Source organism: Pseudomonas pergaminensis, assembly GCF_024112395.2.
GTDB lineage: Bacteria > Pseudomonadota > Gammaproteobacteria > Pseudomonadales > Pseudomonadaceae > Aquipseudomonas > Aquipseudomonas pergaminensis.
The window spans coordinates 1606268-1621838 of the sequence record NZ_CP078013.2; the positions used below are offsets into that span (position 1 = coordinate 1606268).

Genomic DNA, 15571 nt, shown 5'->3' on the forward strand with positions numbered 1-15571 from the left:
CGCGCAATTACAAAATGAGTAATCTATCCATTCGATCATGCAGGATACGAGCGATCTCAATCCCATACGGGACGATCCGAAAATAGAGCGTATTTCTTTCAAGGCAATAGTGGCGGTATCCCGTGCGTATCTCGTTGCAGGCTGGGGCAATCCTTGGCTGCTGCGCCAACTGCTCGAACGCTTTCGTCAGAATGTCTATATAGCGGTTAGCCTGTTCTACGCTTTACGTCTGAGCGCTGTAAATCCAAATGTTTTCAAGATCACACTCTGCCGCAGGTGTAAGACGGTATTCAGTCATATGTCTTTAACATTCTTCTCTTGAACTCATCGGGGTTGAATAAACGAGGTTCGCCGCTGGACTCACCCTCCTTCAACGCTGCGCGGATTGATTCAATTTCAGCGCTGCGCTCTTGTTCACACCTTATCAAATCGCGGATGTATTCACTGTCATTGGTGTAATGACCCGTTTCTATCTGCGCTTTGATCCAGCCGTCTTGCTGGTCAGTAACAGTGATGGTTTTTCATACGGTTCCCATGGGAGCGCCTCCAGTCCAAAGAGTGACAGCGAGCGCTATCATACTATTGGTGCGAAATCGCGTACCTGGATGATCGGCGTGTCACTGTGGGCCGATGCCGAAGGTATTTTCTTGGGTTCTTGCTTCGATGAGGTTCAGCAGGATGATGCGAACGGTGGGATGATTTCAAATGGTCTTTAAAGGGGTGTATTACTTGGAATTGCAGGTGGTTTCTGGCTGTGCAAAGGGCGGGTGCAGGTCTTGCGGCATTGCCTACACGAGGATCAGACTAGTCTGAGCTGTTCGCTATGGGTGGCCTGTTTAAGGCGTGTCTTCCCAGGCTGCCCATACCATAGGGGGAGCCGAGACATGCACAGCCTTAAACGCATGACTCCAGCGTAAACGGAATCCGCAATGCGCCAACCGGGCCTTCCCGAACACCGCACATTTCATCGTGCACACAGTGCTGCACCAGCACACAGGGAAACGGCGGAACCCGTTGCAACAGGTTGCGTAAATGCGTGGTGGAACGGATGCGCAATGGCTGGTTGTCATCGTCCAGCAACGTCATCTCGACATGATCCAGCCTGATACGCGCGATATAGAATCCACCCTCCAGCGACAGCAGCTGCAGCTCGCGAATTTCTCCATTTACTGCCAGTTCAGTCAGCCTGTGCAAATTCATGATTCACTCCTGCTGTGGGTCATTCACTGGCGACGAAAGAACAACGTGACCTGGCCCCATTCGACGCCGAACTTGGTCATGCTGGAGCGGTTGATCAGGGTGTCTTCGTCCATCAGGTACATCCAGTCATCAAAGCTCACCTCATAGACGGAACCGTCCACGGGTAGGTTGAGCCGGTAGCGCCAACGCAGTGCGTTACCCGCCACTTCGCCAATGGCCTCGCCAACCACATCACCCGCCCGACCGCGCCAGCGCCCCGGGCCATCCGGTGTCAGTGTCCACACCCGCTGTTGTCGCGTGCCGTCGCTGTACAGGAAGCGTTCGTCGAGAATCAAGGCATTACCCTCGCGTCGGCTGGCGATGTTCACTTCAAAGCGCTTGGCCACTTCGCCCGAGCGCTTCTGGAAAATCCCCCAGGCCTTGACGGGCTTGCTGAAGAACCGCTCCAGGTCCAACTGCGGCTGCTGGTCGGCGTAGTGCTCGACGCCTACGTTGGCGCAATTGCTCAAGCTCAATACCAGCAACAATGAAACCAGTAGACGTGTCATTGCTCGGCTCCTTGATCGTGCCTCAGCGCGTTGGAGTAATACTTGTACAAAAATATTGATTTGTATAGGTGTGGGCGACGCGAATGATCGGCGTCTTAAATCGCAGCCATAAAAAAACCGGCCTCAAAGGACCGGTTTTTTTTGCATCCGCCGTCAAAAACAACCTGACACAGAACGCGAATTTGAGTGGAGCGGGTAGAGGGAATCGAACCCTCGTCGGAAGCTTGGGAAGCTACTGTTCTACCATTAAACTATACCCGCTCAGAGCGGCTGACTTTGTACCAGATGTTCGTCGGGATTTGAAGTTTTTCTTCAAAAATGTGGGGGTTGACGCTGGCTAGCCTGCGATATCGACACCTCGGTGTGCCCGTCACACTTCAGTGATGCTATCGCAGGCAAGCCAGCGCCCACCCCTCAGATTGCAAACGCATGCTGCGTCTGGCCATGGTGATAACGCAATCGGCTGACCTGGCGCTCCGGTTTCAAGAAACCCACCACCGCGTCACGACTGTCCCGGCATGCGGCCTTGTGCTCCATGTCCAGGAAATGCCCCGTCGCCTGAATCGTACTGAAGCTGCTGTTGGCCACATGCTGGCCAAACAGCTTGGCGTCCTGGGCGCTGGTGTATTCGTCCCATTCACCGTTGAGAAACAACACCGGAATGTCGATCTGCTTGGCGGCCTTGAGGTAGCACAGGCGATCACTGTTGAGCACATGGCTGATGTGAAAGTGCATCTGCCCATACTCATGTTCGGCCAGGCTGCTCACGTGTTTATAGTTGAAGCGCTTGAACAGCGACGGCAAGTGTTTGCCGATGGTGCTGTTGACCAGGTGGCCGACGCGGTCGCGGTCGAGGTTGCCGAGGTAGTCGACGCCGCGTTCCAGGTAGTCGCGCATCGGGGCGTTGATCACCGGGGAGAACGAACTGATCACGGCCTTCTCCACGCGGCGCGGGCGATGGGCGAGGGCAACCAGGGTGGCGGCGCCGCCCCAGGAAAAGGACAGTACGTGTTCGGCGGCGAAGTGATCGATGAGTTCCAGCAGGAGCTGGCCTTCGACTTCCTTCGTCAGCATTTGCTCGTGGCGGTTGTGAATTTTGGAGCGGCCAGCGTAGGGCTGGTCGTACAAAACCACATTGAATTGCGGGTACAGGCTTTTCACGGTTTGGGCGAAGGATGCCGTGGTGGCCATGGAGCCGTTGACCAGGATGATGGTCTTTGCAGCAGCGTCCGCGCGATAGAACTCCGTGTAAACCCGATACTGACCCTGTATATCCAACACAGCGATTTCTGGCCTCATGTCGTAAGACTCCTGGCAAGCGGGTAGGGCGCGCAGATCACTCTGCACGAGCTTTATGACAGGTAGGCATACGCCTGGAAAAGGAGGCCCATGTCGATCCAATGACGGCTGGCCGACGGCTGTTGTTATGGCGGGCTGTTTGCCGGGAAGGCCCGTGGATCAAGCGCGGGCGGGGCAAGGTGGTTCTTGGAGGTTATAGGCGACTCGCCAGTCATATTTGAACTGGTGATCCTGATTCAAGCAGCAGAGCGGGCAGCTCGCAAGGCGGTGAAGCGGTTTTTTGCCATCACCGGCTGAACGGTCATCAGACCTGGCGGATTTCTTCGTCAGTCAGCGCCCGGTATTGGCCGGGCGCGAGGGCGGCGTCCAGCACCAAGGGCCCCATGCGCTCGCGATGCAGGCCGATGACCTTGTTATCAAAGTGCCCGAACATGCGCTTCACCTGGTGATAGCGTCCTTCGATGATGCTCAGCCGCGCGGTTCTCGGCCCCAGCAACACCAGTTCGGCGGGTTGAGTGGTCAGGTCTTCGAACGCGAAATACAGGCCCTGTGCAAACGTGGCGGCGTACTCCGCGCCAATGTCCTGCTCGGTCTCTACCCGGTAAACCTTGGGCAGTTTGGTCTGCGGTTGTGTCAGGCGACGCGACCATTGGCCGTCGTTGGTGATCAGCATCAGGCCGGTGGTGTTGAAGTCCAGGCGACCGGCAATGTGCAATTCGTCTTTGCCCGGCTCATCGAGTAGATCCAGCACGGTCGGGTGCTGCGGGTCCGCCGTGGCGCTCACGCAACCCTGGGGCTTGTGCAGCATGAAGTAGCGCGCCGGTTTGCCCGCCTGCAGTACTTCATCGTCAACACACACGCGGCTGAATTCCCGCACTTCGTGATGGGGATCATTGACCGCCACGCCATCCACCGACACCCGCCGCTCAACCAGCAACAGCCGCACTTGCTTGCGATTGAACCGGGGCAGGTTACTGAGGAACCGATCAACCCGCATTACGTTGGCTCAGCCCCACGCAACTGCACATCGACCTGGGCACAGCGCGGGCATAGGCAGGCCTTGTTGCGCAATTCCTCGGGCAAGGCTTGGAGCACGGCCGGGTCGATGGTGACGCTGTAGCACCAGCACGCCTGGTCGACCGTGCGCGGGTCTGCCAGGGAGCAGTCGTTGCGGGCGCCGCAGGCGGGGCAAAGGGTTGGCGTGGTCATGGGCAGGTTCGGGCTGGGTCTGGCAAATAGTCCGGAGAATCCCGGTGTGCCTCGTACGATACAGGGCCGACCCTGCCCAGGCTACTTAGAGCTGGAACTTGCTGACCAGTACGTTGAACGAGGTGGCCAGGCGCGACAGGTCCTGGCTGGAGGCGTTGGTCTGATGGGCTCCGGCGGCCGTCTGGGTAGACAGGTCCTGAATGTTCAACAGGTTGCGGTCCACCTCGCGGGCCACCTGGGCCTGTTCCTCCGAGGCAGAGGCAATCACCAGGTTGCGCTCATTGATCTTCGCCACACTGGCGGTGATGCGTTGCAACGCTTCGCCGGCGTTCTGCGCCAGGGTCTGGGTATTGTTGGCCCAGGTCAGGCTCTTGTTCATTGCCGCGACCGCATCGTCGGCGCCGGTCTGTACTTCACCAATCATCTTTTCAATATCCACCGTGGACGTCTGGGTGCGATGAGCCAACGCCCGCACTTCATCGGCGACCACCGCAAACCCACGCCCTTGCTCACCCGCGCGGGCGGCTTCAATGGCGGCGTTGAGGGCCAGCAAGTTGGTCTGGTCGGCAATGCCTCGGATCACATCGATCACCTTGCCGATCTCTCGCACCTGGCCGGCAAGGTCTGCAACCGATTGTGTGGAGTCGTTAATCTCGACCACCATCGAACTCATGCCGGACACCGCCTGTTCCACTTGCTGGCGGCCATCTTCGGCCTCGGTGGTGGCCTGGCGCGAGGCTTCAGAGGTCGAGACAGCGTTGCTGGCCACTTCGTCCACGGCGGCGGTCATCTGGTTGACGGCGGTGGCTGCTTGTTGGATCTCATCATTCTGGCGGGTCAGGCTGCGGCTGCTTTCATCGGTGACCGCACTCAGTTCCTCGGCCGCCGATGCAAGCTGGTCGGACGCGTTGGCGATTTCCACGAGGGTACTTTTCAGGCCGCCTTGCATGTCCGACAGCGCCATCAGCAGTTGCCCGGCTTCGTCGGTGCGCTCGGTGATGATGGCCTGGGTCAGGTCGCCCTGGGCAATGCGCTGTGCGCTCTGCACGGCTTGAGCGATAGGGCGGGTGATCAGGCGGGTGATCAACATACCGATGATGATCGCAATGAGGAAGGCAAGCACAATGCCGCCGATCATCCACGTCAATGCACTGTTGCGCAGCTCATCGGCTGCGACCGCGCCTTCCTTGATCTGGCGGTTATTGGACTCGATCATTATGCGGATCAGCTCACGCGCCTGGCGGAACAGTTCATTGTTGCTGGTATTGAGCTGGGCCCGGGCCTGGTCGACTTGGCCGCCGTCGAGCAGTGCCATGATGCGTTCAGAGTTGCTGATGTAGCTGGGCCAGATCTGGTCAAGTTTGTCTCCCGCTGCCCGTTCGTCATCTTCCAGCGGCGTTGCGCGGTAAGAGGCGTAGGACGCTTGGCTACGCTTGAGTTCCTGGGCGATGTCCTGGCGCACGCGGTCGCGGTCCTGTGGGGAAACGTCGCCTCTGCTGGCATCCATCAAGCGGTACAGGCCGCGGTTGTGGGCCACCAGGCCGTTGAGCGTGGCGGCCGTGTTGCTCACCGAAACCAGGTTGTTGGAAAACGTCAGTTCCAACGCCGTGGAGAGGCGAACCACCCCTTTGATTCCCAGCAGGCCCACCGCCAGGGTGACCAGCGCACACAGTAGAAACGAGAGCAGCAGTTTGGTTGAAATCTTCATGGGTCAGGTCCGGACAGGGTAGCGAAGGGCGCACGCTAGAGCCTCCCTGGCACGGTGCGATGTCATAGTGACATCATCGCAATTGATAAAGTTGCGAGCCAGACAAATTTACTGAATCGATAAAGCGGGTGCAGATGTATCAAGCTGTTGCGAAAACGCACCAGATTCCGTTTTTGATGTCAGATGTTTCGTCATTCAGTGAAAGCTGAGTGCCGCCCTCCCGCGTCGCTGGAGGTGCTCTTCCGCGGTCCAGGAGGCCGCCATGTATCGACGACTGCTGCTCAGCGCTTTACTCGGTCTGACCCTTTCTGCTTGTGTGCCTTATTACGATGGAGGCCAGAGCTACTATCGATCCGAGGTCTACACCTCACCGGCGCCGGTGTACTACTACGGCGGTGGCACGGCGTATCCCTATCGACGTGACTACTACCCCGCACCGCGCTACTACGCGCCACAACCGCGCTACTACTCGGCGCCGCGTTATTACCAGCCGGCACCGCGTTACTACGGACCGCGCGCAGGTTACCGGCCTTACCCGAACCAGGGGTGGGGTGGCGGCGACCGTTGGGGAAATGGTGGGCACGGTCGCGGTTCCGACCATGGGGGTGGCCGGGGCGGTCACCGTTGACAGGTCTGCAGTGCAAGCGGCGCATGAAGCGCCGCTTTTTTATGGGCAACTATTTAGTAATCGGACAGGTCGGCCAAGGGGTGGCGACCTTCCCACGCCTTATTGAAATGCGCCTGCACCACCGCCTCCGGAATCGCAGTGATATCCGGCCAATGCCAATGCGGCGTCTGGTCCTTGTCGATCAGCCGCGCACGCACGCCTTCGCTGAATTCGGGGTGACGGCAGCAATTGAGGCTCAGGGTGTATTCCATCTGGAACACCTGCGCCAGTGACAGATGCCGGCCACGCTGGATCTGCTCCCACACCAGGTGTGCGGTCAATGGGCAGCCTTCGCTGAGCGTCTTGCCGGCCCGGCTGAACAGCGGGTCAGTGTGTTCGCGCAGTTGGCTCAAGGCCCGCCAGGCACACCGCACATCGCCCACGTCCAGCCATTCGTCGATCTGCGCCCGGCGTGGCAGCCATTGTGCCTCCGGTTGTTGCTCGACGGCTTCCTGGGCCAACGCCTTGAGAAGACTGTTGAGCTGCATCGAGGTCTGTTCCTGCCAGTTCAGTTGCAGCAGGCCGTCGAGCAGTTCGTCTTGCTGGTCGTCGCGCAGGAAGCGGTCGGCCAGGCCCAGGTCCAAAGCGTCGCGGCCATTGATATGGGCGCCTGTGAGGCCCAGGAACAACCCGAGCTTGCCCGGCAGGCGTGACAGGAACCAGCTGGCACCGACGTCCGGGTACAGGCCGATGCTGATCTCTGGCATGGCCAACCGGCTGCTCGGTGTAACGATGCGCACGGCGGCACTTTGCAACAGGCCCATGCCGCCGCCCAGCACGTAGCCGTGACCCCAGCAGATCAGCGGTTTAGGGTAGGTGTGCAGGCGATAATCCAAACGGTATTCCGCCGCAAAAAATTGCGCCGCCAGGGTTGGCACCACGCCAGGCTGTTCCCGACAGGCCTGCGCAAGGCTGCGCACTTCACCCCCGGCGCAAAACGCCTTGGAGCCGTTGCCGCGCAGCAGTACACAAACGATGTTCGGGTCCTTGGCCCAGGTGTCCAGGCGGTCGCCCAGGGCGAGGATCATCGGCAAGGAAAGGGCATTGAGGGATTTTTCAGCGTCGAGGCTGGCGATGCCGATGCGGGCACCGTCGCTGCCGGTCAGCTCTTCGAAGTGCAGGTTCATCGTGACCTCATTCGATACGTTGAAGGATGAGTATGATCGCTTCGTAGGAAAGTGTCGGTGGTGTGTCAGATCAATTGACAAGCGGGGTCGGCTTTCCTAGGGTTCGCCCATTCTATTTACAAGACCCTTCAATCATGACCGACGATGACCGTATCAAACTCGAACCCAGCTGGAAACACGCGCTGCGTGACGAGTTCGAGAAGCCCTACATGGCTCAGCTGCGCGAATTCCTGCGCCAGGAACACGCCGCCGGCAAAGAGATCTACCCGCCCGGCCCGCTGATTTTCAACGCACTCAACTCCACACCGCTGGACAAGGTCAAGGTGGTGATCCTCGGCCAAGACCCGTACCACGGCCCCGGCCAGGCCCATGGGTTGTGCTTCTCGGTGCAACCGGGCGTGCCGGCGCCGCCGTCGCTGGTCAACATCTACAAAGAGCTCAAGCGCGACCTGAACATCGACATCCCCAACCACGGCTACCTGCAAAGCTGGGCCGACCAGGGCGTGCTGATGCTCAACACCACCATGACCGTCGAGCGCGCCAATGCCAACGCCCATGCGGGCAAGGGCTGGCAGTTCTTTACCGACCGCATTATCGAGGTGGTCAGCGAGCACCAGCCGCATCTGGTGTTTTTGCTATGGGGCGCGCATGCCCAGGGTAAGCAGAAGTTGATCGACGCGACCAAGCACCTGGTGCTTACCTCGGTGCACCCGTCGCCGTTGTCGGCGTATCGCGGGTTTTTGGGTTGCGGGCATTTCAGCCGGACCAACAAGTTTCTTGAGCAGAATGGCGAGATGCCGATCGAGTGGCGGTTACCGCCGGTCTGATTGAAAAGGGCGGTGCAATGCCGCCTGTACCGCGTCTACTCGTTGTTTCGACACGGGCTTCACTTTTTTGCACGCTTCAGAACGCAGGGGTACCTGTTAGTTCTGACAGTATTCATGGTCAGTTCAAGCGCATTAACTACTCTTCTCGGCCGTTGGGGCTGGTGCATACCAGCTCTTGGTCGACGGCGGCTTACTGCTGATTACCAAGGAGATTAGATATGACTAGACCCACTGTAACGACTCCAATGGTCGCTCGAGCCAGGGCTCCTGGGGTTCTTGAAGCAGATGCTCCGGTGGCGCCGGATGCGTTGCCCCTGTTGGCTGACGATGTTGGTTTTAAGATCCCGGTGACCTTTCAAAGTACGGGGTTGCCAGTCCAGGTACCCACCCTGTGGGGGGGGACTGGCGCTCTGTTCCCTGGCGACATGACTGCCGTTGTCTGGTACTGGGATGGCGTACCGTTTGACACCAAGCGGGTGGAGGCACCTTACGATGCCACCGACTTACCTCTCGTTGACGCGGTGGTACCGCCCCATCTGATGGATGCCGCTGGCTTGCATAACTTGCACTATGAAGTGTTGCTTAGGGAAAGCAGTGGGAACCCCGGCGAGCCGTCTTTTGTAACCGTGCTGGACAGCGACAAGGTCGGGCCCAATCAGGGGCAGCGTGGCCCACGGCTGCGATTTCCACCTGAAATTGAACAAGACGGCGTCACTGATGATTACCTGAATGACCCCGCCAATAACGACCAGGTGGTGGGCACCGTCGTTTCCACTACTACGCCTGCCTGGCTGGACATGCGATTAGGCGATGTTGTTGAAGCCTACCTGGCTCTTTTGCCTTTGCGTCGGCCCTTGCGCAGGCATCCACGGCAACAGGATATTGTTGCCAAAACCACCATCACCCAAGCACACAAAGATGGAGCGCCCGTTGAGGTGATTTTCCCCGGGGACGTCCTGCGTGGTCTGGCGTCCAATCGAGAGTACAACGCACACTACTGGCTGCGAGACCGGGCAGGTCGCGAATCGGGTCCGTCATTTACCAGTGTGTTGTATATCAATTTGGCAGTAACACCTATTGAGCTGCGCCCGGTCGATCTGCCTCAGTTGAACGACGGACGTATCACACTAAGCGATGCCCGCGAGCCCGGTGGTGTGTTCATGAATATTCTTGAAATATTCGGCTCTGCGCCGGGGGACATTCTGCGTCCTCTCTGGAACTTTATTCCTCTGCCTGAAATTGAGATTGCGGCTATTCAGGCTTGGCCCATCCGCGTGCCAATCCCGTATTCGGACCTCGCTACAGGTGGTTTTGAGGTGACACCGGGGACGATTCGGGCGGGTTATACATGGGAGCGAGGATCGGCGACGCCCAGGCCCTCCCAACCTCGGTTTGTCCCTGTCGACTTGACGGTTGCCGGCCAAGTCAGCCCAGACAATCCGGACCCGATCAACCGCTTGCTGGAGACAGTCACCGTCAAGGGGCGAGACGCTGATAACCTGCTGACCCTCAATGATGTGGGTTTCCCTGTTCGGGTCGTGACCTTGTTGTTCGACGAGCCTAATGCCAACGAAACCTTGGAGCTGATGGTAGGTAACCATCCGGTACCGTTGGCCACCTATACCGTGCAGTTCAACGACGTCGCCGGGCAGGAGGTCGAGTTTTTTGTCGACTGGGCTGATTTGGCACCCATTGTTGGTAACGGCGGCATCTTCGCGTTCTTCTATTGGACCTTTAACGGCGTGAACCGCCAGCGTGCCGAGGACACCCCGGTGATTGTCAACATTGTGCCCATCGTCGGGTTGCAGGACCTGGAGTACGTTGGCGTCACCTATGGACCGGGGCCTGATGCAGGGTTTATCAGTTGCCCATTGAGGCCTTGGGTTAACGGTGTAGGCGTCCTCATTCCGGGGGACGCTAGTTTGCTGGAAGGCGGTGACGAATTGGTTCTCGAGTGGGCCAGTTACGCAAACCCCAACGGTCATCCGAGTGGCGTCATGCCCGAAACGATTAACACATTTTCCCATACGTTGAGTCCCGCAGAGGCTCGGGATGGTTATGAGTTCAGGGTTCCCTTCGACCCCTACATCCTGCATCCAGGGTTGGTGAAACCACCTACCGGGCAAACAAATCCTCGACATGGTTCAGCCATAGCGCGGTACCGGGTGATGAAACCCGCAGGGGGCGGAATGGGGTGGTCTCCTCGCAGGTTGGTGGCCATTACGTTGATCCGTCCTGCTGGCGGGCCGCCTTGCCTTTCGGATGAATGAAGCCGCGCGCACGGGCGTTACACCCGTGCGCGATTCAAACGCTCGGCACCTGTCAAGTTTGACAGTTACGGGTGATCGAAAACTCACATTTAATGGACACGAGATCAGCAGGTTCGCAAGACCAGGTAGTTGTCGGTCGTAGTTCGCTCTTCCCGATAGACGGCCCGGGGTGACCGGGGTGAAAACTTGTTCCTACCAGGAGTGTGCACCATGTCCAACAAGCCCCAAAACATCATCAATAAAAAAACGTCTGCGCAACCGCAGTTTCCCATGGAAGATTGGGAAGACCCCGTCTTTGATCCCACACTTGAGCCTGCCCCTTTGATCAACGGGTTGTTACCCGCTATTCCTGGGGACTCACATAGGAATATTGTGGACAGGGACATGCAACTGCGGGGCGTGGTGCTGTCCATCCAGCTGTGGGATCGGAGTGGCTTTATCAATGACTTTGAAACACTCACCATATTCGTTAACGGCAGGCCTATAGAGATCAGGACCTATGACCACACCGACGCTCTGACAGACCCTGTGATGGTGAATCTAGGGCCTAAATCCGCGTTGCAGACTCATGGCATCAAGGACATCCAGGTGCATGTAGTCAATTTCGGCGCCAATGACGTTAACTACAACATCATCCGGGTCTATGTGGATGTGCAGGACCCTAACTACAACAACCAACCTGGTTTGATCAGACTGGAAGATTACGGTTCGGATCTGACTCCTGCTGACTTGGAGGGAAAAGCCGGTCTTGATTTCATTATTCCTAATCCTGCCGATCGTCGCGGGGGAGATATTTATAAGGTTTATGTCGGGACGAGCGAGCTTCCGGTGGCGGATAGCGTTCCGCTGACCGGAGACATTGAGGGGACCATTCCCACCGCGATGATCCTGGCAAGGTCAGGCGAAATCCCTGTGCGGTATAGCCTGGAGGATCGTTCTGGTAACAGCACCGTCCTCTCCCTTCCGGCTTATGTGCGGGTCAGTCTCAACGATCCACCGCAATTCGGTACTGTGTCGGTGTTGGAAGAGCCCGTGGTCGATAAAGAGGAAGCCCGCAACAGTGCGACGGTGCGCCTGGAAAACCTTACCGGCCATCTGCCCTCCGATATCTTGGTGGTTCGCTGGGGAACGGTTGAGATCTACCGGCAAGCCCTCGGCATGGGCATCTTCCCGATGGACATTCCCGCGCCGTTTGCGGCTATTGCGGCGGGCGGGGACTTTTACACTGCGGACATTAAACTCACTGTTGAACGCCTGGACGGCAGCACATACCCAGGGCCAGACACGCAGGTAGACGTCGACCTGCGTGAGCCGGGCGTCACCAACCCGGACCCAGGCCCGGTAGACTCCAACCTGGCCAAGCCTGATCTGATTGGCGGAGGACCGCTGCCAAGGCCACTCAATCGTCTCTCGGAAAAAGACCGTGGATTTGATGCCACCGCAACCTTCTTGTTGCCACCCGGCCTGGAGTCAGGTGATTTCATTGACTTTGTCTATGCGGGCAATGTTGTCGCCACCTATCCTGTGACGGGGGCCGAAGCCCCAGGCTTTATCGTGACGGTTACCGTGGACTGGGATGACATCGATGGGACGGGGAACGGTACTATTCCCCTTTTCTGCCTCATCCGTGATGCGGTCAATTACAAACATTCGCCACATCAAGACGTCATCGTAGAAGTCTTCAATCTAGACAGCCTGGCCGATGCGATCTTTAGTAACGCCCAGCCTGTTACCGGCCAGACGAACTTCAGCTACTACATCAATTGCACAAGAAGTCCTTGGCTGGGTGTGCCCATCCAGGTCCTGGATTCTGGATTGCTCGAGACCGACGATGAAGTGATGATTGAGGCCGTCAGGTATGCGTATGTCCCACCTACTGCACCGATCGGTATGCCTGTCGGTACGCCCATAGAGAGTGCGTGGTTCACACTCAACAGTTCAGATGTCAATCTTGGTCTGGTTGTGCCAATGGATTTGAGAGCCTGGTTCGAAGACCACACGGGTACTACAGGTCGAGGCTATGTTGGCGTGCGCTGGAAACTTTATCGCCCCTCGACAGGCGATAGGGGCGTCTCCGATGAGGTCAGGGCGGCCTGGGACCTCGTCGGTACTGGCGGTGGTGTGCCGGGTAGTTGCGTTCCGGGGGCGTCACGTCGTAACGGTACGCTTTGAAGCAACGTTGAAGCTTCATCCTTTCTGATTGAAAGGGTGAGGCTTTTTTGTGTAATGACCTTTAGTCGCTACCCGCGCGACCTTAAGGAAAGTCCTACAGGGCTTGGGAGGTCAGGTCTTTAGTCTCTGCGCCGAAGAAAACGGAAACCTATTCGATACGGGGTCCGGATTCGAACTGGTATTTACTTCTGAGGCTACATGGTATGACTTCTATTACTTCCCATCGTTTTCGCTTGTCGCGTTTATCGTCAATCATCAAACTCATGGCGGTTGCCCCGCTCTACTTACTGAGCGAGCAAGCACTCTCCGCGGTCGTCGTAGACGGTAATGTCGGTAGCGGCAAACATGACGTCTATCCCGGTACAGGCGCTACCGATTACATTGCCCAGAACGGTGCGACGCTCACTGTCCACGACGGCGCGACGGTCAAGGAAATCCGGGCTACGACCGGCTCCAATCTGACCATGACCGGTGCCACCGTGACCTCGGCACACGCCTCCCAGGCGGCGATTACCCTGGCCAACTCGAACGCAGTCATCACCGGCACAAAGATTACCAGCCATTTCAGCGGCGGCTTGAGCGTGGCTCGCCAGCCGGGCACGACGACTGGTTCCTACGCACAGGTCAATGGCAGCGAAGTCATCGGTGCAACCTGGGGAGCCAACGTCACCTCCCATAGCCTGCTGGAGCTGAATAACTCTACGTTGACAGGGCAAAGCCGGCAGGGCTTGGCGCTGCAGGGGGGCGCGGCGATTGCAACCGGCAGTGAAATTATAGGGGCTACCAGTGGTGTGGTAATGACGGGTGAGAGCCTGAGCGTGCCTGCAACGCCTCAATTGACCCTGGATGGTTCGCGGGTGGTTGGGCTCAATGGTCCGGCAATCAGCGTAGAGCGACCGTTCACTGCTGAAATCGACGTGCGCAATGGCTCCACCCTGGTCGGCGGCAACGGCAACATGCTCGAGCTGACGGGGGGCGGCAACGCCAACATGCGCGTCAACAACAGCGCCCTGACCGGCAACATCCAAGTGGGCACCGGCAGCGCCCTGGACCTGAGCCTCGACCACGCCATTATGAACGGCGACGTGATCAACAACGGCGGCAGCGCCAGCGTCGGCCTGAGCAACGGCTCGATCCTAACTGGCCGTCTGGAGAACGTCGACAAGCTGGCGATCAATAGCGACGCCACCTGGGTGATGGTCGACAACCAGCAAGTGGGCGACCTGTCCCTGAGCGGCGGCAACGTCAAGTTCGGCGACCCGGGCGTGTTCTATCAACTGGACGTGGAAAACCTGTCGGGCAACGGCACCTTCATCATGACGGCGGATTTCGCCACCTTGACCGGTGACTTCCTTAACGTTACCGGGACGTCGTCGGGTGACCACAAACTGCTGATCGCCAGCAGCGGTGCCGACCCCTTGAGCGATGATCGCCTGCACGTGGTACACACCGCAGATGGCGGCGCCAAGTTCAGCCTGCTGGGTGACCGCGTGGACGTGGGGACCTACTCCTACAGCCTGGTCAACGACAACGAAGGCAAAGACTGGCTGCTGGACCCGGACAGCAAGGTCATCAGCCCGAGTACCCACTCCGTTCTGGCTCTGGCCAACGCAGCGCCGAGCGTGCTCTACGGTGAAATGACCAACCTGCGTACCCGCATGGGGGAGTTGCGTCACAGCGATGGCAAGTCCAGCGGCTTGTGGAGCCGTACGTACGGCAACAAGTTTGAAGTGAACAACCGCGATAAAGGTGTGCAGTACAACCAGGTCCAGCGTGGCTTCACCCTGGGTGCCGACGTACCGTTGTCCGGCGGCGACGGTCAATGGCTGGCAGGCTTCCTGGCCGGTCACAGCACCTCCGACCTGGACCTGAACCGTGGCAGCAAAGCCACCGTCAACAGCTACTACGCCGGTGGTTACGCCACGTGGCTGGACGCTGAGAGCGGCTTCTACTTCGATGGCGTGCTCAAGTTCAACCGCTTGCACAACGAGTCCAACGTGGCAATGAGTGACGGCAAGAAAGCCAAGGGCAACTATACGCAGAATGCGGTAACCGCCTCGGCCGAAGTGGGCCGCCACATCAAGCTGGACGACGGCTTCTTCGTGGAACCTTACGGCCAATTGGCCACGGCGATCATCCAGCGCCAGAGCTACGAGCTGGATAACGGCCTGCAAGCCAAGGGCGCGCGTACCGCTTCGGTGGTGGGCAAGGCCGGTGTGACCGCCGGGCGTGACATCCAACTGGACGGAGGCAGTGTGTTGCAGCCGTACTTGCGCACTGCCGTTGCCCATGAGTTCAACCAGAGCAACAAGGTGTCGGTGAACGGCAACAGCTTCAACAACGATTTGTCGGGTACCCGGGTTGAAATGGCAGCTGGTCTGGCCATGGCTGTGTCGAAGAACTGGAAGGTTCACGCCGATGTAGAGCGCAGCATGGGCAAGAGTGTTGATCAGCCGTGGGGGGTGAATGTGGGGGTGCGGTATGATTTCTAAGTTTGCATAAAATCAGCACCTATTAAAAAGCCCCGTATCCTTGATACGGGGC

General features: G+C 58.4%; 14 protein-coding genes, 1 tRNA gene and 1 pseudogene. 6 read left to right on the forward strand and 10 right to left on the reverse strand.

Annotation, left to right across the window (positions count from 1 at the left end; all coding sequences use genetic code 11):
- Positions 1-7 precede the first annotated feature (7 nt).
- Positions 8-202, reverse strand: a pseudogene (locus KUA23_RS07225) (type II toxin-antitoxin system RelE/ParE family toxin); the annotation flags it as partial.
- An 88-nt stretch (positions 203-290) separates the two neighbouring features.
- Positions 291-515: a type II toxin-antitoxin system ParD family antitoxin gene (locus KUA23_RS07230; RefSeq protein ID WP_252994260.1), complete on the reverse strand. Its 225-nt coding sequence runs from the start codon at positions 513-515 to the stop codon at positions 291-293.
- Here KUA23_RS07230 and KUA23_RS07235 point away from each other — a divergent pair.
- On the forward strand, positions 459-716 hold the full coding sequence (locus tag KUA23_RS07235; RefSeq protein WP_252993647.1) for a hypothetical protein: 258 nt from the start codon (positions 459-461) through the stop codon (positions 714-716). The two genes, KUA23_RS07230 and KUA23_RS07235, sit on opposite strands and share 57 nt — an antisense overlap.
- Positions 717-894: 178 nt before the next feature.
- Here the strand turns inward: KUA23_RS07235 and KUA23_RS07240 are convergent, their stop codons facing one another.
- The 7 genes from KUA23_RS07240 to KUA23_RS07270 form a co-directional block, all read right to left on the reverse strand.
- Positions 895-1200 carry a DUF6482 family protein gene (locus KUA23_RS07240; RefSeq protein ID WP_078047324.1) on the reverse strand — a complete coding sequence of 102 codons (306 nt, stop codon included), beginning with the start codon at positions 1198-1200 and terminating at the stop codon, positions 895-897.
- Positions 1201-1223: 23 nt separating this feature from the next.
- A complete protein-coding gene (locus tag KUA23_RS07245; RefSeq protein ID WP_078047325.1) occupies positions 1224-1748 on the reverse strand; it encodes a DUF3833 domain-containing protein in 525 nt (174 codons plus the stop codon).
- A gap of 187 nt (positions 1749-1935) precedes the next feature.
- Positions 1936-2009 (reverse strand) — tRNA-Gly (locus KUA23_RS07250).
- 153 nt (positions 2010-2162) lie between these two features.
- Positions 2163-3047 carry an alpha/beta fold hydrolase gene (locus tag KUA23_RS07255; RefSeq protein ID WP_099492525.1) on the reverse strand — a complete coding sequence of 295 codons (885 nt, stop codon included), beginning with the start codon at positions 3045-3047 and terminating at the stop codon, positions 2163-2165.
- A gap of 304 nt (positions 3048-3351) precedes the next feature.
- Positions 3352-4044 (reverse strand): pseudouridine synthase, encoded by a 693-nt coding sequence (locus KUA23_RS07260; protein ID WP_252993648.1) that lies wholly within the window; start codon positions 4042-4044, stop codon positions 3352-3354.
- Positions 4044-4256 carry a cysteine-rich CWC family protein gene (locus KUA23_RS07265; RefSeq protein ID WP_100491321.1) on the reverse strand — a complete coding sequence of 71 codons (213 nt, stop codon included), beginning with the start codon at positions 4254-4256 and terminating at the stop codon, positions 4044-4046. The genes KUA23_RS07260 and KUA23_RS07265 overlap by 1 nt, the downstream gene beginning before the upstream one ends.
- 85 nt (positions 4257-4341) lie before the next feature.
- Complete coding sequence (locus tag KUA23_RS07270) at positions 4342-5964, reverse strand: methyl-accepting chemotaxis protein (protein ID WP_252993649.1); 1623 nt, start codon at positions 5962-5964, stop codon at positions 4342-4344.
- A gap of 262 nt (positions 5965-6226) precedes the next feature.
- Between KUA23_RS07270 and KUA23_RS07275 the strand changes: the two genes are divergently transcribed.
- A complete protein-coding gene (locus KUA23_RS07275) occupies positions 6227-6592 on the forward strand; it encodes a hypothetical protein (RefSeq protein WP_078047330.1) in 366 nt (121 codons plus the stop codon).
- A 53-nt stretch (positions 6593-6645) separates the two neighbouring features.
- Here KUA23_RS07275 and KUA23_RS07280 read toward each other — a convergent pair whose 3' ends face one another.
- Positions 6646-7758, reverse strand: a complete 1113-nt coding sequence (locus KUA23_RS07280) for an enoyl-CoA hydratase/isomerase family protein (RefSeq protein WP_252993650.1) — start codon at positions 7756-7758, stop codon at positions 6646-6648.
- A 134-nt stretch (positions 7759-7892) separates the two neighbouring features.
- Here KUA23_RS07280 and ung point away from each other — a divergent pair, with 134 nt between their 5' ends.
- The 4 genes from ung (at position 7893) to KUA23_RS07300 (ending at position 15519) form a co-directional block, all read left to right on the forward strand.
- Complete coding sequence (ung, locus tag KUA23_RS07285) at positions 7893-8585, forward strand: uracil-DNA glycosylase (protein WP_252993651.1); 693 nt, start codon at positions 7893-7895, stop codon at positions 8583-8585.
- A 425-nt stretch (positions 8586-9010) separates the two neighbouring features.
- Positions 9011-10855: a hypothetical protein gene (locus KUA23_RS07290; RefSeq protein WP_252993652.1), complete on the forward strand. Its 1845-nt coding sequence runs from the start codon at positions 9011-9013 to the stop codon at positions 10853-10855.
- 210 nt (positions 10856-11065) lie between these two features.
- Positions 11066-13027 (forward strand): hypothetical protein, encoded by a 1962-nt coding sequence (locus KUA23_RS07295; protein WP_252993653.1) that lies wholly within the window; start codon positions 11066-11068, stop codon positions 13025-13027.
- Between the two features lie 203 nt (positions 13028-13230).
- Positions 13231-15519 (forward strand): autotransporter outer membrane beta-barrel domain-containing protein, encoded by a 2289-nt coding sequence (locus KUA23_RS07300; RefSeq protein ID WP_252993654.1) that lies wholly within the window; start codon positions 13231-13233, stop codon positions 15517-15519.
- Positions 15520-15571 lie beyond the last annotated feature (52 nt).